Genomic DNA, 21,030 nt, shown 5'->3' on the forward strand with positions numbered 1-21,030 from the left:
ACCCTCCACCCGGGACACGGGGGACAGCATCAGGGTCACTTCGGGGGCTTACCCTGATGCCGCCCCGCGTCCGCGCGTGTGACGATCGGGGTATGCCAGCCGCCACCGCCCGAGCCGCCAGCTCCCTCGCCGCCGACCCGGAGGAGCCGCCGGTGCGCAAGCTCTACCGCAGCGCCGACGGCCGGCTGCTCGGCGGCGTCGCGCGCGGGCTCGCCGGACATCTCGGGCTGCCGGTCGCCTGGGTGCGGCTCGTCTTCCTCGGACTGTTCGTCACCGACGGCCTCGGCGCCCTGCTCTACGCGGTGTTCTGGATCGTCGTCCCGCTCGGTGTGGGCGGTGTCGAGCCTTCCCGTTCCGTCTTCGAGACCGTCGCGGACGGCCGCCGCAGGCTCCGCAAGCCGGACAAGGGCCAGGTCTTCGCCCTGGTCGCCCTGACGATCGGGGCCGTCGCCTATTTCGTCAACGTCGACATGGGCGGCGAGACCGGCCGCTACATCTGGCCCACCCTCCTCATCGGCGCGGGCTCCGTCCTGGTCTGGCGGCAGGCGGACAACGCCCGGCGGGCCCGCTGGATGGAGGTCAGCCGCAACCGCAGGCTGCTCCACGTGGCCCGCGGCCTCGCCGGGGTCGCCCTCGTCGGCCTCGGTCTCGCCGTCTTCCTCGTCGTCCGCGGCTCCGCCGCCCAGCTCGGCAATGTGCTGACCGCCGCCATCGCCGTGCTGACCGGCATCTTCCTGCTCGCCGGCCCCTATCTCGTGCGGATGACCCAGGACCTCTCCGAGGAGCGCCTGATGCGCATCCGCGCCCAGGAGCGGGCCGAGGTCGCCGCCCACGTCCACGACTCCGTGCTGCACACCCTCACCCTGATCCAGCGCAACGCGGACGACGCCGGCGAGGTCAGACGCCTCGCCCGCGCCCAGGAACGCGAGCTGCGCAACTGGCTCTACAACCCCGAGGGCACCGGCAAGGACGAGGACGACGAACCGGAGACCCTGGCCGAGGCGGTCAAACGGGCCGCCGCCGAGGTCGAGGACAAGCACGGCGTGCCCCTGGAGGTCGTCGTGGTCGGCGACTGCCCCCTCGACGAGAAGCTGTCCGCGCAGATGCAGGCCGCGCGCGAGGCGATGGTCAACGCCGCCAAGTACGGTGGCGAGGGCGGGGCGGTCCAGGTCTTCGCGGAGGTCGAGGGCCGTACGGTCTTCGTGTCCGTACGGGACCGGGGCCCGGGTTTCGACCTGGACGAGGTTCCCGGCGACCGCATGGGCGTACGAGAATCAATCATCGGCCGGATGCAGCGCAACGGCGGGACCGCCCGGCTGCGTTCGGTGCCCGGCGGAGGCACCGAGGTCGAGCTGGAGATGGAGAGGGCGAGCGAATGACCGAGAACACCGAAGCCACCGGGGGCCCGGAGCGACGGGTACGGGTCGTGCTCGTCGACGACCACCGGATGTTCCGCACCGGGGTGCAGGCCGAGATCGGCCGCACCGAGGAGACCGGCGTCGAGGTGGTCGGCGAGGCCGCCGACGTCGACCAGGCGGTCACCGTCATCACCGCGACCCGCCCCGAGGTCGTCCTCCTCGACGTCCATCTCCCGGGCGGCGGCGGCGTCGAGGTGCTCCGCCGCTGCGCCCCCCTGATGGGCACGGCGGAGAACCCGGTCCGCTTCCTCGCGCTGTCCGTGTCGGACGCAGCGGAGGACGTCATCGGCGTGATCCGGGGTGGTGCGCGCGGCTATGTCACCAAGACGATCACCGGAACCGACCTCGTCGACTCCGTCTTCCGGGTCCAGGAGGGCGACGCGGTCTTCTCGCCCCGCCTGGCCGGCTTCGTCCTCGACGCCTTCGCCTCCACGGACGCCCCGCCGGTCGACGAGGACCTGGACCGCCTCACCCAGCGCGAGCGCGAGGTCCTGCGGCTGATCGCCCGGGGCTACGCGTACAAGGAGATCGCCAAGCAGCTGTTCATCTCGGTGAAGACGGTCGAGTCGCACGTCTCGGCGGTGCTGCGGAAGCTCCAGCTCTCCAACCGGCACGAACTGACCCGCTGGGCGACGGCGCGACGGCTGGTCTGAGGCCGGGGCGCGCTGACAGGCTCTACGCCACCCGGGTCGCCCCGGCGAAAGGCATCTGGTCGATGGGCGCGATACGCACCGGCGCCCCCGGGCGCGGGGCGTGGATCATCTGGCCGCCGCCGATGTAGAGGCCGACGTGGCTGATCCCGGAGTAGAAGAACACCAGGTCGCCGGGGGCCAGTCGGGAGCGCGGGATGCGCTGTCCGGCGTTGATCTGGGTGTAGGTGGTGCGCGGCAGGCTCACGCCCGCCGCCTTCCAGGCCGCCTGGGTGAGGCCGGAGCAGTCGAAGGCGTTCGGGCCGGTCGCGCCCCAGACGTACGGCTTGCCGATCGCGCCGTGGGCGAAGGCGATGGCCTGCCCGGCGCGGGAGTTCGGAGCGGCGACCGAGCCGCTGCGGGCGGTGGAGCGGTCGGAACGGTCCGGGCCGCCGCCGTGCCGGGTGTCGGCCGAGCGCTCGTAGTCGGCGCGTTCGGCGGCGGTCAGGGTGTCCAGCAGCTTCCGGGCGTCGGCGAGCTTGGCGCGGACCGCGGTGCGGTGCTCGCGCAGTTCGGCGCGGCGGGCGGCGAGGCGTTCGGTCTCCTCGTCGGCGCGGGCCTTGACCTGGGCGATCCGGGAGACCTGCCGCTTGATGTTCCGCAGCAGCCCGGTCTGCCGGTCGCCCGCCCGGTCGAGGTAGGAGGCGCGTTCCAGATAGGCGTCGGGGTCGGAGGAGAGCGCCAGTTGCAGAGCCGGGTCGAGGGTGCCGGAACGGTACTGCGCGGTGGCCAGCGAACCGAGCGCGTGCCGGGCGGTGTTGAGACGGCCGGTGCGGCGGGCGGCCTCGTCGGTCAGGGCGTCGACGGTGCGGGTGGCGGCGTCCGCCTTGGCCTTCGCCCCGTTGTACTTCTCGGTGGCGACCTCGGCGTCGTGGTACAGCCGGTCGACCTTCGCCTTGACCTGGGCCGCGGTGGGGGCCGGTTCGGCGGGGGCCGCGCCCGCCCCGGTGACGGAGCCGGCGGTGGCGGCCCCGGCGAGCGCCAAGGTGGCGGCGGTGCGGGCAGCAGGGCCGGTGAGGGGGCGCTGCTTGGGTTTTCGATGAGCTGACCTGCGGTGCGCTGCCACGGGGGCGGCATCCTTCCTCTCGGCTGCCCGCCGGGGGTGGCGGCGGGGTCCGGGATGGACGCTAATCCCGGCGCGGAGAAAAGGGTCGCCATGACAGCTATTGCCCTGATGTGACGTTTCGCCGGTCACGAATGATCGAAGCGATCGAGGAAGGCTTGCCTCACTGAAAGGTAAAACTTTGGCCATGGCTAGGCTCCGGAGCCATGGACGTACTCATCAATGTCTTCGTCGCCCTGCACATCATCGGCATCGCCTCCCTGCTGGGCGGCTTCCTGACGCAGATGAAGGCCATGGGGGCGGGGGCCGCCCGGTTCACCCCCGCGATGCTGCACGGCGCGCTGACCATGCTGGTCACCGGCGTGGCCCTGGTCGGCCTCAACCAGGCCGACGACCAGACCGTCAACAACGTCAAGATCGGCATCAAGCTGGCGCTGCTGGTCGTGATCCTCGCCCTGGTCTACGTCAAGCGCGACGAGGAGAAGGTCGACAAGGGCGCGTTCATCGCCGTCGGCGCCCTGACGACCGTCAACATCTTCATCGCGACGATCTGGACCTGAGGCCGGACCTGAAGCCTGGCGGTGGCGGCCGTTCACCGGCCGCCACCGCCCCGGGTCACGCCGGGCGCACGCTCCCGTAGATCGGCATGTAGTAGATCGACTCCTCGCGCACGTTCGCACCGGGCTTCGGGGCGTGGATCATCATCCCGTCGCCCTTGTAGATGCCGACATGGCTGATGTCGTCGTAGAAGAAGACCAGGTCCCCGGGCTGAAGGTCGGACGTGGCGACCCGCGTGCCGACCTCGACCTGGTCCCAGGTGGTCCGCGGCAGGGTCACGCCCGCCTCCCGCCAGGCCGCCTGTGTCAGCCCCGAGCAGTCGTAACTGGAGGGGCCCGACGCCCCCCACACGTACGGCTTCCCGATCTGGGCGCGGGCGAAGGCCAGCACCTTCTCCGCCTTGGCGGCGTAACTGCTGTCCGTACCGGAGCCGGACCCTGGACCCGTGTCCGTACCGCTGCCCGATCCGGATCCCGAACCGCCGCCGGATTCCTGCGCGGCCTCCTCGCGGGCCTTCTCCTCGGCCTCGGCCTTCTCCTTCGCCTCGGCGGCCTGGCGGGCGGCCAGCTTCGCCGCCTTCTCCTTCGCCTCGGCCTCCTTCTTGCGCTCCAGCTCCGCCAGCCGCGCCTTCTCCTCGGCGGTCAGCCGGGACAGCAGCCCGCGCGCCTCGGTCAGCTTGGCCTGGACGTCCTTCTTGCTGGAGGCGAGCGTGGCCTGCGTCTCGGTCAGGGTCTCCAGGCTCTTCACGGCCTCCGCGCGCTTCTTCGCCGCCGATGCCTGCTGCGTACGGAAGTCGCTCACGGCCTTCTGCTGCCGCTCCGTCGCCCGGTCCATCAGCCGGCTCTGGTCGAAGTACCCCTGCGGGTCGTCCGCGAAGAAGAAAGTCGCCGTGGGCGCGATGCCACCGCTGCGGTACTGGGCAGCCGCGTAGGAGCCCAGCGCCCGGCGCGCCTCGTTGATCCTCTCGGTCCGCTTCGCCACGTCCGCGAGCAGGCCGTCGACCTTCCTCTGCTGCGACGCGGAGGCGGCTTTGGCCCGGTTGTACTCCTGGGTCGCCGTGCCCGCCTGCCGGTACAGGGCGTCGACCTTCTTCTGGACGTCCTCGATGGCGGGCTTCGGCTCCGCGGGCGCGGCCGTGGCGCTCTGCGTGGAGAGCAACGTCACGGAGGCCAGCGCGGCCGTCGTCAGCCCGACGGCGGGGGTGGTGGTGCGCACCTTCGTGCGCGGCTTGCGATGCGATGCCAAGACCGGCATCTCCTTCCGTGGACCGCCTACCGGGTTAGCTGTCGGGTTCGGACGGAACGGAAGGCTGTCCTACGGTCCGCATGCGAGGGCACGGACCGATTCACCCCGGTTCTGCGTGTGGGTCCCCGGTTCCGAACTGCCAGGACGGCAGGCCGGATTCGGCAGAGGTGTCCGTCAGGCGCGGTTCGCCTCAGGGAGGTACGGATCACCTGACCGAGCACGCTAGCCAAAGCGCCCCACCGCTGGGAAGGACGATGAGCGATATGCCCGATACATTTTCGTGACCTTTCCGGATCGGGGGTCCCGCACCCCCTCCGACCGGGCGCTTTTTCACGGAACGCGTACGTCCGCTCTCCGTGCGTGGGGCTGAGGTCCCCGCTTCCCGGCTTCGGCGGAAGGTTGTCAGTCCGGCCGCCTAGACTCGGGAGGCGATGAGCAGCCTCTTTGACGACAACTTCCTGACCGGCCTCCAGCCCGCGGAGGACGGCCCCCCGCCGCCCCCCGAGGACCACGCGCCCGAAGCGGTGCCGGAGGGCCTCTTCGAGGGCGTCTACGACGCGCCCCCGCCGCCCCGGGACGGGTACTACCGGGACGGTCACCCGCGCCCGGCGATCGACTCCGCCGCGCTGCTCGACGGGCTCAACACCGAGCAGCGCGCCGCCGTCGTGCACGCCGGATCCCCGCTGCTCATCGTCGCCGGGGCCGGCTCCGGCAAGACCCGGGTGCTCACCCACCGCATCGCCCACCTGCTGGCCGAGCGCGGCACGCACCCCGGGCAGATCCTCGCGATCACCTTCACCAACAAGGCCGCGGGCGAGATGAAGGAGCGCGTCGAGCAGCTCGTCGGCCCGCGCGCCAACGCCATGTGGGTCATGACCTTCCACAGCGCGTGCGTCCGCATCCTGCGCCGCGAGTCGAAGAAGCTCGGCTTCACCTCGTCGTTCTCGATCTACGACGCCGCCGACTCCAAGCGCCTGATGGCCCTGGTCTGCCGCGATCTGGATCTCGATCCCAAGCGGTATCCGCCGAAGTCCTTCACCGCCAAGGTCTCCAACCTCAAGAACGAGCTCATCGACGAGGAGACCTTCGCCGGGCAGGCCGCCGACGGGTTCGAGAAGACCCTCGCCCAGGCGTACGCGCTCTACCAGGCCCGCCTGCGCGAGGCCAACGCCCTGGACTTCGACGACATCATCATGACGACGGTCCACCTTCTCCAGGCCTTCCCGGACGTCGCCGAGCACTACCGCCGCCGCTTCCGCCACGTCCTCGTCGACGAGTACCAGGACACCAACCACGCCCAGTACACGCTGGTCCGTGAGCTGGTCGGCCCGGCCGGCGAGAGCGACGCCCCCGCCGAGCTGTGCGTGGTCGGTGACGCGGACCAGTCGATCTACGCCTTCCGGGGCGCGACCATCCGCAACATCCTCCAGTTCGAGGAGGACTACCCCAGTGCCACGACGATCCTGCTGGAGCAGAACTACCGCTCCACGCAGACGATCCTCTCCGCGGCCAACGCCGTCATCGAGCGCAACGAGAGCCGCCGCCCCAAGAACCTCTGGACCAACGCCGGCTCCGGCGCCCGCATCACCGGCTATGTCGCCGACACCGAGCACGACGAGGCGCAGTTCGTCGCCGACGAGATCGACCGGCTCACCGACGCGGGCGACGCCAAGGCGGGCGACGTCGCCGTCTTCTACCGCACCAACGCCCAGTCCCGCGTCTTCGAAGAGATCTTCATCCGCGTCGGCCTGCCCTACAAGGTCGTCGGCGGGGTGCGCTTCTACGAGCGCAAGGAGGTCCGGGACGTCCTGGCCTACCTCCGGGTCCTCGCCAACCCCGAGGACACCGTCCCGCTCCGCCGCATCCTCAACGTCCCCAAGCGCGGCATCGGCGACCGCGCCGAAGCGATGATCGACGCCCTGTCGATGCGCGAGAAGATCTCCTTCCCGCAGGCACTGCGCCGCGTCGACGAGGCGTACGGCATGGCCGCCCGCTCCTCCAACGCCGTCAAGCGCTTCAACACGCTGATGGAGGAGCTGCGCACGATCGTCGAGTCCGGCGCCGGACCCGCCGTCGTCCTGGAAGCCGTCCTGGAGCGCACGGGCTATCTGGCCGAGCTCCAGGCCTCCACGGACCCGCAGGACGAGACCCGTATCGAGAACCTCCAGGAACTCGCCGCCGTCGCCCTCGAATTCGAGCAGGAGCGCGGCGAGGAGGAGGGCGCGGGCACGCTCGCGGAGTTCCTGGAGAAGGTCGCGCTGGTGGCCGACTCCGACCAGATCCCCGACGAGGACGAGGACGGCTCCGGCGTCATCACGCTGATGACCCTGCACACCGCGAAGGGCCTGGAGTTTCCCGTCGTCTTCCTCACCGGCCTGGAGGACGGCGTCTTCCCGCACATGCGGGCCCTCGGCCAGACCAAGGAGCTGGAGGAGGAGCGCCGCCTCGCGTACGTCGGCATCACCCGCGCCCGCGAGCGGCTCTACCTGACCCGGGCCGCGATGCGCAGCGCCTGGGGCCAGCCCTCGTACAACCCCCCGTCGCGGTTCCTGGAGGAGATCCCGGAAGCGCACCTCGACTGGAAGCGCAAGGGCCCGATGGCCGCCCCCGCCGGGCCCACCTCCGGCATCACGTCCTCGCTCTCCTCCTCGCGCTCCCGCTCCGGGCCCTCGGGCTTCGCGACCCGGCGCTCCTCGGACAAGCCGACGGTCGCCCTGGCCGTGGGCGACCGGGTCACGCACGACCAGTTCGGCCTGGGCACGGTGACGGCCGTCGAGGGCCACGGCGACCAGGCCAAGGCGACGGTCGACTTCGGCGACGAGCGCCCGAAGAAGCTCCTCCTGCGGTACGCGCCGGTCGAGAAGCTCTAGGGAACGAGTGAGGGGGAGGGCTTCGAAGCCCTCCCCCTCACTCGTGTCCTCGCTCGCGCGCCGGTCCGTCAGGCCGGGTTGAGACCCTTGCTGCGCAGCCACGCCAGCGGGTCGATCGCCGCGCCGCCGCCGGGCCGGACCTCGAAGTGCAGGTGGGGGCCGGTGGAGTTGCCCGAGTTCCCGGAGTACGCGATGACGTCACCGGCCTTCACCGGGCCCGAGCGGATCTTGGTGCTGCTGAGGTGGCAGTACCAGGTCTCGGTGCCGTCGGCGGCGGTCACGATCGCCATGACCCCGTAGGCGCTGTTCAACTGGGTGCGTACGGTGCCGTCGGTCGCGGCCATCACCGGGGTGCCGTACGAGACGGGGAAGTCGATGCCCGAGTGCACGGACATCCAGTTGACGCCCGCCTGGCCGTAGTAGGCGGAGAGCCCGTGCTGCTTGACCGGCAGGACGAACTTGGGGCGCAGCGCCTCACGGCGTGCGGCCTCCTCCTCGCGCTTCTTCTTCTCCGCCTCCTGCCGCTCCCGCAGGTCGATGCGCTCCTGGGTGCGGCTCGCGCGCTCGCGGAAGTCGTTGCTCCCCTCGGAGAGCTGTTCGAGCTGGTTGTTGAGCTTGTCGTTGGCGGCGACCTGCTTGACCGTGCTGGGGTCGGCGACCGCCAGCGAGGTGGTCGTCTCCTCCGGCTTCTCCTCGCCGCCGGGCATCCCGCCGACCGAGGCGGCCGCGATGCCCGCGACGCTCATCACGCAGGCGGAGGGCACCGCGACGGTCAGCAGGGCGGAACGCTTGGCGGGGTTGCGGCGGCGGGCCCGGTTGCGCGGGGCGGGGGGACGGGCCGCGGCGCGGTTCACGGGGTGCGGGGCGGGGAAGCCGTCCCCGCCGTCCTGCTCCGGTTCCCCTTCCGGCTCCGGCGCGGTGTCCCGGGCGAAGTCGTGGGTGAGGGCGGCGAACTCGGAGGTGGCGGACGCGTCGGGCGCCTGCTCATCCGCCGTGCGGTCCGCCTCGGTCGGCCCCTCGGGCGCGGTCGCGTCGGCCGACTGCTGTTCGTACGGCGCGTGCGACGTCTGTTCGGGTTCGTACGCGGTGTCCCCGGGCGTGGCGCCGGAGTTCCAGGCGGTCGCGTCGTAGGCGCCCGTGTCGTACGGGACTGTGCCGTACGCGCCGGTGTCGTAGGCCCCGGTGTCGTAGGCGCCGGTGGTGAAGGCCGTGGTGTCGTACGCCCCGGTCTCGTAGGAGTCCGCACCCGTCCCGTAGGCGTCCGCCCCGTGGACGCCACCGGTTCCGTAGGCGGTGTCCGCCGGGTACGTGCCGGTGGCGTGGGCGGCCGCGTCGTACGCGCCGGTGTCGTAGGCCCCGGTGTCGTACGCGTCCGCCCCGTACGCGGCGTCCGTGCCGTACGGGGCGGAGGGGAGGTCCGTGGTGGGGAACGCGCCGGTGCCGGTGGACGCCCACTGGCCGGTCAGGTCCTGGTCGTCGGCCTGCTGCCAGGCCCCGGAGGTGTCCCACTGCTGCGTGGCCGGAGCCTGCTGGGCGTGTTCCTGGACGTGGTCCTGAGCGGCGTAGCCGTCGTGGGTGAGCGTCTGCTGAGCGCCGGTGTTCCACGCGGAGGCGTCGTACTGGCCGCTGTGGTCGGGCTGTCCGGTCGCGTACGCGGTGGCGAAGCCGGAGCCGTAGGTGCCCTGGTCGTAGGTGGCGTCGCCGTATCCGGCGGTGGGGTGACCGACGTCGTAGCCGGTGTCGTGGCCGCCGGGGAGCGAGCCGAAGAGCGGGTCGGTGTCGAAGCTGCCGGTCGATCGGGCGTCGTACCCGACGTGCCCGGCGTGGGGGTGCTGGTCGTTCACCAACGTCTCTCTCGCCTCGGCAGCAGGACTGTTCTGGATCCCGGTCAGGGGTGCCCCAGGGGGAAGCAGTGGCCGCGACTGTACCCGGCGGTATGTGAGGACGACAATCTTCGACAGGTTTTGGGGCCACAGGAAACGGGCAATCGACCGTCTTTCGGTGGACGACAGACGCAGCCTTGGCCCTACGTTCGAGCGATGTTCTATTTTCAGGCCGCGGATGTCGCCCCGGTGGCGGTGGCGTCGTCCTCTCCGGCCTCCGGTGCCTCAAGAGCCTCACGGACCGCGGCGGCCACGGTGGGGTGGACGGGCAGCGCGAGGTGTCCGATACCGGTGACGCGTACGTTCACCGCGTCGAGATCGGGGTGGTCGACGCATGCCGTCCCGACGGGGACCATCACCTGGTCCAGCTCGCTCCAGAAGCTCACGAACCGGGTCCGGCAGCCGGGGGCGGGACCGCGCAGCTCCTCGATCACCGAGGAACCGGCGCGCATCTGCCGCACGATGGGGTGAACGCCCGCCCCGGGGGCGACGGCGGTGCCCCCGTGCGGGGTGCCGAGCGTCACCAGGGTGCGCACGCGCCGGTCACCGCCGAGTCGCTGTACGTAGTAGCGGGCGATCAGGCCGCCGAGGCTGTGCCCGACGATGTCGACCCGGCTCTGCCCGGTGCGCGCGCAGAGCTCCTCCACATGCCGGCCGAGCAGCCCGGCGGCGGTACGGACGTCGCGGGTCAGCGGCGAGTAGTTGAGGGATTCCGGTCGGCGGCCGTGCCGGGCCAGCGTGCGGCGCAGGACGACGAACGCGGAGCGGTTGTCGATGAAGCCGTGCAGCAGGACGACGGGCGGCGCGGAGGGCGGCGCGGTGGTTGGCACGGTGGCGGCCGTGGCCGGCGGACCGGTGATCGCGGCGGGCCCGGCCGCGGCGGGTGCGGTTCCGGGAGGCCCGGACTCGCCCCCGGGCGCGGCCCCGGTGGGCGCGGCCCCGCCCCGCTCGGGGGTGAGCCCGAAGGGGTAGACGGCCAGACGCCCGGCGAGGACGAACAGCTCCAGCGCGGTGGCGCCGAGCAGCGCGGACGACAGGCGGGGCACCGGGAGCCGGGGCAGGCGGGGGAGGGACACCAGGCGGGTGAGGTCGGCCGGCCCGGCGAGGCGGGTCAGCGGCGAGAGGGGTGGGGGGAACTTCATGGCCGGCCTCCTGCACCGGCGTACGGAGGAGGCGGCTCCCGTCCCCGTACGCCCTTGTGGGTGGCGGGACGAGGAGCGCTGCCGACCCGGCCGGGCGGCCGTGACCGGGTGCGTGGGGCCGTACCACCGTGCCGTGCGGCTGGCGGCGCGGTGGTACGGCGACCTCGCAGCGGCTCCCCTGGGGGGTGTCGTGCCGATCAGGCCGGGCTCGCGGGCCTGATCGGCACGACACCTCCCAGCGCCGAGGCCCCGCGCGGCCGGAACACCGCGTGACACCGGGGACGACGCCTGGCGAACATGTCCCACGTGTGATTTCCCCCTCCCCGCCTGCCGCGAAACTGTGGCTTGCGGGATGCTGTGGATAACGTTCGTTCACATCCCCGTCCCTTCAGACGCGGGAGACCAGGTGGAGGCAGTGATGGGTGTGACCGGTCCGATCCGTGTGGTGGTGGCCAAGCCGGGCCTCGACGGCCACGACCGCGGGGCCAAAGTCATCGCGCGGGCGTTGCGGGACGCCGGTATGGAGGTGATCTACACCGGGCTCCACCAGACGCCCGAGCAGATCGTCGACACGGCGATCCAGGAGGACGCCGACGCCATCGGCCTCTCGATCCTCTCCGGGGCGCACAACACGCTGTTCGCCAAGGTGATCGAGCTGCTGAAGGCCCGCGAGGCGGAGGACATCAAGGTGTTCGGGGGCGGGATCATCCCGGAGGACGACATCGCCCCGCTGAAGAAGCTGGGTGTCGCGGAGCTCTTCACCCCGGGGGCGACGACGACCGAGATCGTCACGTGGGTCAACGCCAACGTCCGCCAGGGTGCCGCCCAGGCCTGAACGCCGCACCCGGGACGGGCCCGCCACGCACGGGCCCGTCTTCGTCCCGGGTGGTCTGCGTACCGGGCTGTCTCCGTCCCGGCCGGTCTTCGTCGTGGGTCGTCTGCGTCCCGGGTCGTTTCCGTCCCGGCCCGTCTCCGTCCGGGGCGGCAGTGCCCCCGCCGTGGCTGTCAGGCCATCAGCTCAGCCTCCATCGCGGCGCGCAGCCGCAGGGTGGAGACCAGGCGTTGGAAGGCTTCCGACCAGTAGCCGCCCGCTCCCGGCGATGCCCCCTCCTGTTCGTCCTGCGCTGCCGTCAGGACCTCCAGCCGGTCGGCCTCGGCCGGATCGAGGCAGCGCTCCGCGAGGCCCATCACCCCGCTGAAGCTCCACGGATAACTCCCGCCGTCCCGCGCGATGTCGAGCGCGTCGACCACCGCACGCCCGAGCGGCCCCGCCCAGGGGACCGTGCACACCCCGAGCAGCTGGAACGCCTCCGACAGGCCGTGCGCCGCGATGAACCCGGCCACCCAGGAGGCGCGTTCCCCGGCGTCCAGGATCGCGAGGAGCTTCGAGCGCTCGGCGATCGATGCCGTCCCGGGGCCGCTCGCCACCGGCGCCGACGAGCGCCCGAGCAGAGCCCGGGCCCACCGTGGATTCCGCTGCCGGACCGCCGCCCGGCACCAGGCGGTGTGCAGCTCGTCGGCCCAGTCGTCGGCGACGGGCAAGGCCACGACCTCTTCGGCCGGACGCCCGCCGAACCGCTCCTCCCAGACGCCGAGCGGGGTGGCCTCCACCAACTGCCCGAGCCACCACGACCGCTCGCCCCGCCCCGTCGGCGGGACCGCCATGACACCGTCGCGCTGCATGCCCGCGTCGCACTCGTGCGGAGCCTCCACGGCGATGGCGGCGAGGTCCCCCGTACGGTCCGGGTGCACGCAGGACATCGCGCGGGCCGCCATCCGTCCGGCGAGCGCCGACTCGGGCAGGGCGGAGAGCAGTTCGGCGGCGGTGGCGCGGACATTGCGGCTGCGGTCGGACAGGGCCTGTTCCAGGAACGGCTCGTCGGCGTCGCCGAGTCCCGACCGCAGGGAATCCAGGAACATCAGCCGGTCCTCAGCCCGTTCGGCGGCCCACGTGGTCGCGAGCAGGGCGAGTCCGGCGGGCGGATCCTGCGCCCGTACGGCGTCGAGCAGCGCGACCCGTTCCGCGAACAGCCCCTCCTCCCACAGCCGGGCCACCGCGTCCGGGTCCGTGGTGTCGGTCTGCGGCGCGCCGCTCGCGGAGCCCCGCAGGGCGAACTTCCAGTCGGGATTCAGCCCGGCCAGCCATCTGCCGCGCGGTCCGGCGAACGCGAGCGCCTGCGGGCGCAGGTCCGTACGCGCGCGGGCGGCGTCCAGCAGCGGAGGCAGCAGGGCCGCCGGGGCGCGGAAGCCCCTCCGGTTGGCGATGGCCAGCCACTGCGGGATGAGCTCGGTGAGGTCGGGCGCGGTCCCCCGCCGCCCGCTGCCCGAGGGCGCGGAGCGGTCGGCCAGCAGGTGGGCGAGCCGGTGTCGGGCGGCCTCGGGGAGCGCCGGGCGCGGATCCGGGGCGGCGGGCTCGGGTCGGGTTTCCGGCGTGGCGGGGAGCAGCCCGGCCCGCCGCCGCACGGTGTGCAGGGCGGCGGCGTCCAGCAGGGCGGCGGGAGCATCGGCCGATAGGGGGCCGCCGCGTGGTGCGGGAGGACGGCGGTCGGTCCCGAGGAGCGCCGAGGTGACCAACTCCTCCCAGGGGAGGGAGTCGACGGACCCGGAGGCGGGGGGCGCGGTGGAGGTGTCGGCGGGGGTCGTTGCGGTGGGGCCGGTCGTGCGAGGCATCTCTTTCCCCTCCCGTGGCAGGGATGCGCGGATGTCGGACAGGGGGAGCGAGCAAGGGCAGTGGGGGGCAGGGGCGGTGGATGGGGGAGCGGACACGGACGGTGGATGCGGGCCGGACAGGGGTGGGGAGCAGGGGCAGGGACAGAGCCGCGAGGAAGAGAGGAATAGGTGGGTGGGCACCGGCGCGCAGGCCGATCGTCCCTGCCGCTCGGGTCAGGCCAGTTGGACGACCGACCCGCCCGTGACGCGCCCGTCCTCCTGCCGCTCGCCCGGGTCCCAGGCCGCGAACGGGTCGAAGCCGCGGTGGCCCAGCTCGCCGAAGACCGTGACCGGGCCGCCGCCGGACAGGGCGACGAGCTTCCACAGCCCCGGTCGGGACAGCGCGGCCGGGGCGATGGGCAGCGCGGATCCGGTGCGGGCGTCGGCGTGGGCGGTCGCGGGGCCGTCGGCGTGGGCTTCGGCGTGGGCGTCAGCCACTTGCCAGCCGTCCTTGGACGGCACGGGTATGACGTCACGCAAGGTCACCGGCCACGCGTCCAGCCAGGGGTCCTCCCGCAGGGCGTTCCCGTACACGGCCGGTGCGGCCGCCGCCGCGATCCCCGGCGGAGGGCCGGCCGCGGCCGTGGTCCCGAACTGCTCGCCCAGCTCCGCCCGGAGCTGCCCGCCGCCGGGATACGGCGTCAGCTCGGCGTCGACCGTCGCTCCCACCGGCAGCGCCCGGTCCGGGGACCGGCCCGCCGCGCCGAACGAGAGCAGCAGAGCGGTGCGGCCCGTTCCCCGCCCGTACAGCCAGATCCGGCGGGTGACGATCTTGCCGTCCGGGATGTCGTACTGCGCGAGGACCAGCCAGTGGTCACGGATCGGCGGGCCTTCGGCGGACATGGGCAGCCCCACTCTCGTCCGCACGGTCGCGGCCAGCGGCTCCGGCAGCCGGTCCCGGCCGAGCCAGGCCGTGGCCAGGAGATGGAGCAGCCCGCACTCCTCCAGCAGCCGGACCGGCCAGCCGGCCCCGGACCCCGTGATCGCGCCCAACTCCCGCACCCGGGCGGCGAGACCGGGGGCCTGGGCGTCGACCATGCGGGCCGCGGTCTCCTCCCACAGGCCGTACCCCGAGCGGTCCGTCGCGGCCAGTCCGCCGCGCAGCAGGTCGCCCAGGCGCTGTTCCAGCTCATGGGCACCGCCCGTGACCCGCTCCGCTCGGCGCTCCGCCCGCTTTCTGGCGGCGTCGGTGTCGACGGGGCGGCGGGCGCTGTCACCGCCCGCCGCGGCGCCGCCGCCCTTCTGTGCCGCGCGTACGCGCCGGCCCGCCAGCCACTCCTCGACCCAGTCGGCCGGCTCGGCGAGCCGGAACGCGGCGTCGTCGGACGCCCGGAGCAGCAACAACCCCAGCGCGTGCTTGCACGGGAACTTCCGGCTCGGGCAACTGCACGCGTAGGCAGGCCCCGTGGTGTCGACCACCGTCCGATAGGGCGTGCTCCCGCTTCCCTGGCACAGGCCCCACACCGCACCCGTCGCGTCGCACCCGGTGCCGGACCACGGACCGGCCGCGCCGAGCCGCGTGCCCGCTTTGCGTGATGTCGCGTCAGGAGCCAATGCCAGCACCTGTTCCACCGACCAGCGCGCCACCGGGGCACCGGTGGGCGAAGTCTCTCCCCCGTGAGATAGCTGCATGTCTCCGACGGTAGGGGGCGCCACTGACAATCCCCTCCGACCTGCTCCCGACCTGCGAAGCAGAGGTCCGAGGGGATTTGACTTTGCCCCGCCCGTGGGCTTCTCTGCGGTCTCCGTGTACGGAACGGATCCGTGCCCGGGCCGATCCAGGGGGGATCCCAGATGAACCGAACCACCCGTACCGTCCGTACCACCCGCGCCCTCGCGGTCGCCGTTCTCGTGCTCGGACTCGGGGCCTGCTCGGCCGAGTCCGTGGACAAGGCGGTCGGCAAGGCGGTCGACACCACCGTGGACGAGACCTACGAGGTCACGTACGAGGTCACCGGCACGAGCGTCGACGAGATCACGTACCACGGGGGCGGCGGCGAGGCCATGGAGCCCGAGCTGGAGACCGTCACCAAGCCGACCCTGCCGTGGAAGAAGACCGTGAAGCTGCGCGGCATCATGCCGCCCGCCGTCACACCGCTGGCCCTGGAGGCGGGCGGCGCCGACGTCACCTGCTCCATCACCTACAAGGGCGAGGTGATCAAGGAGGCGAAGGGCGAGGGCATGCTCGCGGCGGGCGGCTGTGTCGCCGTGTCGCCGATCGTGGGCTGACCGGACCGGACCGGACCGGACCGGACCGAGCCGAACTGGACCGGGCAGGGGTGCCGGGCCTCCGGGGGAGGGGGCCCACATGCTCGCCAACGGGCTCTGACCTGCGGTCAGGGACCGTTGTCAGTGGCATGGTGCACGGTGGTAACCAGATCAGGTCGACCGATCTGGAGGGGGAGCCATGACCGTGTCCAACACCACCGCGGCCGTCGAGCCGGAGGCGGGCGCGCAGGTCCTGCGCCCGCACGCGGAGGACGCGTTCGCCGACGAGCTGAAGGCGCTCGCGGCGGCCGACGACCGTCCCAGGCCCGCCCGTTGGCGGCTGTCGCCGTGGGCCGTCGCCACCTATCTGCAGGGCGGGACCCTGCCGGACGGGACGGTGATCACGCCGAAGTACGTGGGTCCGCGCCGCCTGGTCGAGGTGGCCGTGACCACGCTCGCCACCGACCGGGCGCTGCTCCTGCTCGGCGTCCCCGGCACGGCCAAGACCTGGGTGTCCGAGCACCTCGCCGCCGCGGTCAGCGGCGACTCGACGCTGCTCGTGCAGGGCACCGCGGGCACGCCCGAGGAAGCCGTCCGCTACGGGTGGAACTACGCGCAACTGCTGGCCCACGGCCCCAGTCGCGACGCCCTGGTGCCCAGTCCGCTGATGCGGGCCATGTCCGAGGGCATGACCGCCCGGGTCGAGGAGCTGACCCGCATCCCCGCCGATGTGCAGGACTCGCTCATCACGATCCTGTCCGAGAAGACGCTCCCCGTCCCCGAGCTGGGGCAGGAGGTCCAGGCCGTCCGCGGGTTCAACCTCATCGCCACGGCCAACGACCGGGATCGCGGCGTCAACGAGCTGTCCAGCGCCCTGCGCCGCCGGTTCAACACCGTGGTGCTGCCCCTGCCCGAGACGCCGGACGCCGAGGTCGACATCGTGTCCCGGCGGGTCGACCAGATCGGCCGCGCGCTCGACCTGCCCGCGTCCCCCGAGGGCCTGACCGAGATCCGGCGCGTGGTGACGGTCTTCCGTGAACTGCGCGACGGGGTGACGACCGACGGGCGCACGAAGCTGAAGTCCCCCTCCGGCACCCTCTCCACCGCCGAGGCGATCTCCGTCGTCACAGGAGGCCTCGCGCTCGCGGCCCACTTCGGCGACGGCGTCCTGCGCCCCGGCGACGTCGCGGCCGGCATCCTCGGCGCGGTCGTCCGGGACCCCGCTGCGGACCGGGTGGTCTGGCAGGAGTATCTGGAGACCGTGGTCCGCGAGCGGGACGGCTGGAAGGACTTCTATCGCGCCTGCCGCGAGGTGTCCGCATGACGCGAGGTGTCGGCATGAGCGGCGCGGCAGTGACCGGCGCCAGGGTGGCCGGCCGCACCGCGACCGGGCCGGTTGCCGGACCCGCCGGTGGGCCCTGGCTGCTGGGAGTGCGGCACCACGGCCCCGGGTCGGCCCGCGCGGTCCTCGCCGCGCTCCGGGAAGCCCGTCCGGCCGTCGTCCTCATCGAAGGGCCGCCCGAGGGCGATGCGCTGGTGCCCCTGGCCGCCGACCCGCGGATGCGGCCGCCCGTGGCGCTGCTCGCCCACGCCGTGGACGATCCCGGGCGCGCCTCCTTCTGGCCGATGGCCGCCTTCTCGCCCGAGTGGGTGGCCATCCGCTGGGCCCTCGACCACGACATCCCGGTCCGCTTCATCGACCTGCCCGCCGCCCACTCCCTCGCGCTCAAGGAGCCCGCGCCCGAGGGGCCGGGGGAGGGGCCCGAGCACGCCCAGAAGGAGAGGGAGGAGGTCACGCCGGTCGTCGACCCGATCCGGGTGCTCGCCGAGACCGCCGGGTACGACGATCCCGAGCGCTGGTGGGAGGACGTCGTCGAGCACCGCTCGCCGGGCGGCGACGGCACCGGCCACGGGCGCACCGCGGACGACGGTGATGCACCCCCCGAGGGCGCGCGCCCCGAGGGCACTCCCGGAGACGCCCTCGCACCGTTCGCCGCGCTGGCCGAGGCCATGAGCGCGCTCCGCGAGGCGTACGGGGACGGCGGGCAGCCGCGTGACGCGGTGCGCGAGGCGTACATGCGGATCCAGCTGCGTGCCGCGCGCAAGGAGTTCGGGGACGACGTGGCCGTCGTCTGCGGCGCCTGGCATGTGCCCGCTCTGGCCGCCCGCACCACCCTCGCCGCCGACCGTGCGCTGCTCAAGGGCCTTCCGAAGGTCAAAACGGATCTGACCTGGGTGCCGTGGACCCACCGCCGCCTCGCCCGGCAGAGCGGATACGGGGCCGGGATCGACTCGCCCGGCTGGTACGGGCACCTCTTCGAGGCGGCCGACCGGCCGATCGAGCGCTGGATGACCAAGGTCGCCGGACTGCTGCGCGGCGAGGACCGGTTCGTCTCCACCGCCCATGTCATCGAGGCCGTCCGGCTCGCCGAGACCCTCGCCGCCCTCCGGGGCCGCCCGCTGGCGGGCCTGGGGGAGACGACCGATGCCGTGCGGGCCGTCATGTGCGAGGGGTCCGACGTCCCGCTCGCCCTCGTCCGGGACCGGCTGACCGTCGGCGAGAGCCTCGGCGAGGTCCCGGACACAGCCCCGGCCGTCCCCCTGCAACGGGACCTGACCCGCAGCCAGCGCACCCTCCGGCTCAAGCCGGAGGCATCGGAACGCGAGCTGGACCTCGACCTGCGCAAGGAGACCGACGCCGCCCGCAGCCGCCTCCTGCACCGGCTGCGCCTCCTCGACGTCGGCTGGGGCGACCCGGTCGCCGGGCGCGGCAGCACCGGCACCTTCCGGGAGAGCTGGCGGCTGAGCTGGGAACCGGAACTGCACGTCCGGGTCGCGGAGGCGGGCGTGTGGGGCACGACCGTGCTCACCGCCGCCACCGCGAAGGCCGGGTCGCAGGCCGTGGCGGCGACCGCGCTGGCCGAGGTCACCGCACTCGCCGAGCACTGCCTCCTGGCCGAACTGCCCGACGCCCTGCCCGTCGTGATGAAGGCCCTCGCCGACCGGGCCGCACTCGACGCGGACGTAGGCCACCTCGCGGACGCACTGCCCGCCCTGGCCCGCTCCCTGCGGTACGGGGACGTGCGGTCCACGGACACGGGGGCGCTCACGGAGGTCGCCGCCGGACTTGCCGAGCGGATCTGCGTCGGCCTGCCGCCCGCCTGCACCGGCCTCGACCCGGACGGCGCCGAGGCGCTGCGCGGTCAGGTGGAGGCCGTCCACGGGGCGATCGGCCTACTGGACACCGGGGCGGAGCCCGGCCCGGGCCTGCGCGAACGCTGGGACGCGGTCCTGCACAAGCTGGCGTCCCGGGACACGGTCGCCGGAATCATCAGGGGCAGGGCCACCCGGCTGCTCCTGGACGAGGGCCGGCTGCCGGAGGACGAGGCGGCCCGACTGATGGGCCTGGCGCTCTCGCCCGGAACGCCGCCCGCCGACGCCGCCGCCTGGATCGAGGGGTTCGTCGGCGGCACGTCGGGCGGCGGCATGCTCCTGATCCACGACGAGCGGCTCCTCGGCCTCGTCGACGCCTGGCTGACCGGTGTCCCCGCCGACCTGTTCACCGATGTGCTGCCGCTGCTGCGCCGCACCTTCTCCGCGTACGAACCGGGCGTACGGCGCACCCTCGGCGAGCTGGTCCGGCGCGGGCCCGTCCCCGAGGGTGCCCGGCGGGACGATGCGGTCCCGGCGACCGGGGGCTTCGGACCCGGTCTCGACCGGGCCAGGGCCGACGCGGTCGAACCGGTGCTGCACCTGCTGCTCGGCCGTCCGCCCGAGCCCGCGGAGGCGGCCGTATGACGACGACCGGAACGGACCCGAAGACGGGCCCGAAGGCGGACCCGAAGACGGGCCCGGGGACGGAGCCGAGGACGGACCCGATGGCGGAGACGATGGAGCGGATGACCCCGGCCCGGCACACCCCGCCCGACGCCGAACGGCTGCGGCGCTGGCGGATGGTGCTCGGCGCGGACAGCGCCGACAGCACGGACCGCGCCCTCACCGGCCAGGACGCGGCGATGGACCGTGCGCTGAACGCGCTGTACGGCGGGGGCGGGGAGAAGAAGCCCAACGGCCGGGGCACCGCCGGCCGTTCGGCCGGACTCGGTGCGTCGGCGCCCTCCGTCGCCCGCTGGCTCGGCGACATCCGGACCTACTTCCCCAGCTCCGTGGTCCAGGTCATGCAGCGCGACGCGATCGACCGGCTCGGCCTGGCGACCCTGCTCCTGGAGCCGGAGATGCTGGAGGCGGTCGAGCCGGACGTCCATCTCGTCGGCACCCTGCTGTCCCTCGGCAAAGCGATGCCCGAGACGACGAAGGAGACCGCCCGCGCCGTCGTCCGCAAGGTCGTCGAGGACCTGGAGGCGCGGCTGGAGAGCCGCACCAAGGCCACCCTGACCGGGGCCCTGGACCGTTCGGCGCGGATCAGCCGGCCGCGCCACCGGGACATCGACTGGGACCGCACCATCCGGGCGAACCTCAAGAACTACCTGACGCTCCCGGCACCGGACACCGCGACGACCAGCGGGGCAAGAGGGACGACCGGGCCGGCAGGGTCAACAGGGACGACGACGGGCACGGTCGTGCCGGAGCGCCTCATCGGCTACGGCCGCTCCTCCCGGTCCGCCAAGAAGGACATCGTCCTGTGCGTCGACCAGTCGGGCTCGATGGCCGCTTCCGTCGTCCACGCCTCGGTCTTCGGCGCGGTGCTCGCCTCCATGCGCACCCTCTCGACCCGGCTCGTCGTCTTCGACACGGCGGTCGTCGACCTCACGGACCAGCTCGACGACCCCGTCGACGTCCTCTTCGGCACCCAGCTCGGCGGCGGCACCGACATCAACCGGGCGCTCGCGTACTGCCAGTCGAGGATCACCCGCCCCGCCGACACCGTCGTCGTCCTCATCAGCGATCTCTACGAGGGCGGCATACGCGAAGAGATGCTCAAACGGGTCGCCGGGATGAAGGCGTCCGGCGTGCAGGTCGTGACGCTGCTGGCCCTCTCCGACGAGGGAGCACCGGCGTACGACCACGAGCACGCGGCGGCGCTCGGAGCGCTGGGCGTACCCGCGTTCGCCTGTACGCCGGATCTTTTCCCGGACGTCATGGCGGCGGCGATCGAGAAGAGACCACTACCCATACCGGACAAGGAGCACCAACCGTAGCCAGGGACTTGCGTGACCCCCACGGGCTCGTGCAAGCATCGACACCGTCGTTCGCGGAGGGGTGCATTCCGCTGCCCTCCGCCGCC

General features: G+C 73.0%; 15 protein-coding genes and 1 riboswitch. Of the genes, 9 read left to right on the top strand and 6 right to left on the bottom strand.

What is annotated here, in order from left to right:
- Positions 1 to 92 precede the first annotated feature (92 nt).
- Positions 93 to 1,379, top strand: coding sequence for an ATP-binding protein (locus CCZ36_RS21905; RefSeq protein WP_069739892.1), 1,287 nt, complete (start codon positions 93 to 95; stop codon positions 1,377 to 1,379).
- Complete coding sequence (locus tag CCZ36_RS21910) at positions 1,376 to 2,071, top strand: LuxR C-terminal-related transcriptional regulator (protein WP_006126978.1); 696 nt, start codon at positions 1,376 to 1,378, stop codon at positions 2,069 to 2,071. The genes CCZ36_RS21905 and CCZ36_RS21910 overlap by 4 nt, the downstream gene beginning before the upstream one ends.
- 22 nt (positions 2,072 to 2,093) lie before the next feature.
- Here CCZ36_RS21910 and CCZ36_RS21915 read toward each other — a convergent pair whose 3' ends face one another.
- On the bottom strand, positions 2,094 to 3,173 hold the full coding sequence (locus tag CCZ36_RS21915) for a C40 family peptidase (RefSeq protein WP_128818387.1): 1,080 nt from the start codon (positions 3,171 to 3,173) through the stop codon (positions 2,094 to 2,096).
- A 203-nt stretch (positions 3,174 to 3,376) separates the two neighbouring features.
- Here CCZ36_RS21915 and CCZ36_RS21920 point away from each other — a divergent pair, with 203 nt between their 5' ends.
- Positions 3,377 to 3,730 (top strand): hypothetical protein, encoded by a 354-nt coding sequence (locus CCZ36_RS21920; protein ID WP_069739894.1) that lies wholly within the window; start codon positions 3,377 to 3,379, stop codon positions 3,728 to 3,730.
- 55 nt (positions 3,731 to 3,785) lie between these two features.
- Here the strand turns inward: CCZ36_RS21920 and CCZ36_RS21925 are convergent, their stop codons facing one another.
- Positions 3,786 to 4,982: a C40 family peptidase gene (locus tag CCZ36_RS21925; protein WP_128818388.1), complete on the bottom strand. Its 1,197-nt coding sequence runs from the start codon at positions 4,980 to 4,982 to the stop codon at positions 3,786 to 3,788.
- A riboswitch (cyclic di-AMP (ydaO/yuaA leader) is annotated at positions 4,981 to 5,147 on the bottom strand. (Overlaps the previous gene by 2 nt.)
- 257 nt (positions 5,148 to 5,404) lie before the next feature.
- Between CCZ36_RS21925 and pcrA the strand changes: the two genes are divergently transcribed.
- The gene (pcrA, locus tag CCZ36_RS21930) at positions 5,405 to 7,843 is read left to right on the top strand and encodes a DNA helicase PcrA (RefSeq protein ID WP_069739896.1); all 2,439 of its coding nucleotides are present in this window, start codon (positions 5,405 to 5,407) and stop codon (positions 7,841 to 7,843) included.
- A 68-nt stretch (positions 7,844 to 7,911) separates the two neighbouring features.
- Here pcrA and CCZ36_RS21935 read toward each other — a convergent pair whose 3' ends face one another.
- On the bottom strand, positions 7,912 to 9,687 hold the full coding sequence (locus tag CCZ36_RS21935; protein ID WP_128818389.1) for a M23 family metallopeptidase: 1,776 nt from the start codon (positions 9,685 to 9,687) through the stop codon (positions 7,912 to 7,914).
- A gap of 206 nt (positions 9,688 to 9,893) precedes the next feature.
- Positions 9,894 to 10,868 (bottom strand): lipase family alpha/beta hydrolase, encoded by a 975-nt coding sequence (locus CCZ36_RS21940; RefSeq protein WP_128818390.1) that lies wholly within the window; start codon positions 10,866 to 10,868, stop codon positions 9,894 to 9,896.
- A gap of 418 nt (positions 10,869 to 11,286) precedes the next feature.
- Here CCZ36_RS21940 and CCZ36_RS21945 point away from each other — a divergent pair, with 418 nt between their 5' ends.
- Positions 11,287 to 11,703: a cobalamin B12-binding domain-containing protein gene (locus CCZ36_RS21945; protein WP_069739899.1), complete on the top strand. Its 417-nt coding sequence runs from the start codon at positions 11,287 to 11,289 to the stop codon at positions 11,701 to 11,703.
- 170 nt (positions 11,704 to 11,873) lie between these two features.
- Here the strand turns inward: CCZ36_RS21945 and CCZ36_RS21950 are convergent, their stop codons facing one another.
- Both CCZ36_RS21950 and CCZ36_RS21955 read right to left on the bottom strand, forming a co-directional pair.
- A complete protein-coding gene (locus CCZ36_RS21950; protein WP_128818391.1) occupies positions 11,874 to 13,538 on the bottom strand; it encodes a DUF5691 domain-containing protein in 1,665 nt (554 codons plus the stop codon).
- Between the two features lie 213 nt (positions 13,539 to 13,751).
- A complete protein-coding gene (locus tag CCZ36_RS21955) occupies positions 13,752 to 15,209 on the bottom strand; it encodes an SWIM zinc finger family protein (RefSeq protein WP_128818392.1) in 1,458 nt (485 codons plus the stop codon).
- A gap of 162 nt (positions 15,210 to 15,371) precedes the next feature.
- Here CCZ36_RS21955 and CCZ36_RS21960 point away from each other — a divergent pair, with 162 nt between their 5' ends.
- The 4 genes from CCZ36_RS21960 to CCZ36_RS21975 all read left to right on the top strand — a co-directional run bounded on the left by CCZ36_RS21960 (position 15,372) and on the right by CCZ36_RS21975 (position 20,944).
- Entirely contained in the window at positions 15,372 to 15,806 is a 435-nt protein-coding gene (locus CCZ36_RS21960; RefSeq protein WP_069739902.1) for an MmpS family transport accessory protein, read from the top strand.
- A gap of 178 nt (positions 15,807 to 15,984) precedes the next feature.
- A complete protein-coding gene (locus CCZ36_RS21965) occupies positions 15,985 to 17,109 on the top strand; it encodes an ATP-binding protein (protein WP_069739903.1) in 1,125 nt (374 codons plus the stop codon).
- A gap of 14 nt (positions 17,110 to 17,123) precedes the next feature.
- Positions 17,124 to 19,583 (top strand): DUF5682 family protein, encoded by a 2,460-nt coding sequence (locus tag CCZ36_RS21970; RefSeq protein ID WP_206515763.1) that lies wholly within the window; start codon positions 17,124 to 17,126, stop codon positions 19,581 to 19,583.
- Entirely contained in the window at positions 19,580 to 20,944 is a 1,365-nt protein-coding gene (locus CCZ36_RS21975; protein WP_443069815.1) for a VWA domain-containing protein, read from the top strand. The genes CCZ36_RS21970 and CCZ36_RS21975 overlap by 4 nt, the downstream gene beginning before the upstream one ends.
- Positions 20,945 to 21,030: the final 86 nt, after the last annotated feature.

This window comes from Streptomyces sp. S063, from assembly GCF_002832675.1.
In the GTDB taxonomy this organism is placed as follows: Bacteria; Actinomycetota; Actinomycetes; order Streptomycetales; family Streptomycetaceae; genus Streptomyces; species Streptomyces sindenensis.

Excerpts from the sequence above, each read along its gene's own strand:
- CCZ36_RS21905 (WP_069739892.1), top strand. The coding sequence starts at position 93 with ATGCCAGCCGCCACCGCCCGAGCCGCCAGCTCCCTCGCCGCCGACCCG.
- CCZ36_RS21910 (WP_006126978.1), top strand. The coding sequence starts at position 1,376 with ATGACCGAGAACACCGAAGCCACCGGGGGCCCGGAGCGACGGGTACGG.
- CCZ36_RS21920 (WP_069739894.1), top strand. The coding sequence starts at position 3,377 with ATGGACGTACTCATCAATGTCTTCGTCGCCCTGCACATCATCGGCATC.
- CCZ36_RS21925 (WP_128818388.1), bottom strand. The coding sequence starts at position 4,982 with ATGCCGGTCTTGGCATCGCATCGCAAGCCGCGCACGAAGGTGCGCACC.
- pcrA (WP_069739896.1), top strand. The coding sequence starts at position 5,405 with ATGAGCAGCCTCTTTGACGACAACTTCCTGACCGGCCTCCAGCCCGCG.
- CCZ36_RS21940 (WP_128818390.1), bottom strand. The coding sequence starts at position 10,868 with ATGAAGTTCCCCCCACCCCTCTCGCCGCTGACCCGCCTCGCCGGGCCG.
- CCZ36_RS21945 (WP_069739899.1), top strand. The coding sequence starts at position 11,287 with ATGGGTGTGACCGGTCCGATCCGTGTGGTGGTGGCCAAGCCGGGCCTC.
- CCZ36_RS21950 (WP_128818391.1), bottom strand. The coding sequence starts at position 13,538 with ATGCCTCGCACGACCGGCCCCACCGCAACGACCCCCGCCGACACCTCC.
- CCZ36_RS21955 (WP_128818392.1), bottom strand. The coding sequence starts at position 15,209 with ATGCAGCTATCTCACGGGGGAGAGACTTCGCCCACCGGTGCCCCGGTG.
- CCZ36_RS21960 (WP_069739902.1), top strand. The coding sequence starts at position 15,372 with ATGAACCGAACCACCCGTACCGTCCGTACCACCCGCGCCCTCGCGGTC.
- CCZ36_RS21965 (WP_069739903.1), top strand. The coding sequence starts at position 15,985 with ATGACCGTGTCCAACACCACCGCGGCCGTCGAGCCGGAGGCGGGCGCG.
- CCZ36_RS21970 (WP_206515763.1), top strand. The coding sequence starts at position 17,124 with ATGAGCGGCGCGGCAGTGACCGGCGCCAGGGTGGCCGGCCGCACCGCG.
- CCZ36_RS21975 (WP_443069815.1), top strand. The coding sequence starts at position 19,580 with ATGACGACGACCGGAACGGACCCGAAGACGGGCCCGAAGGCGGACCCG.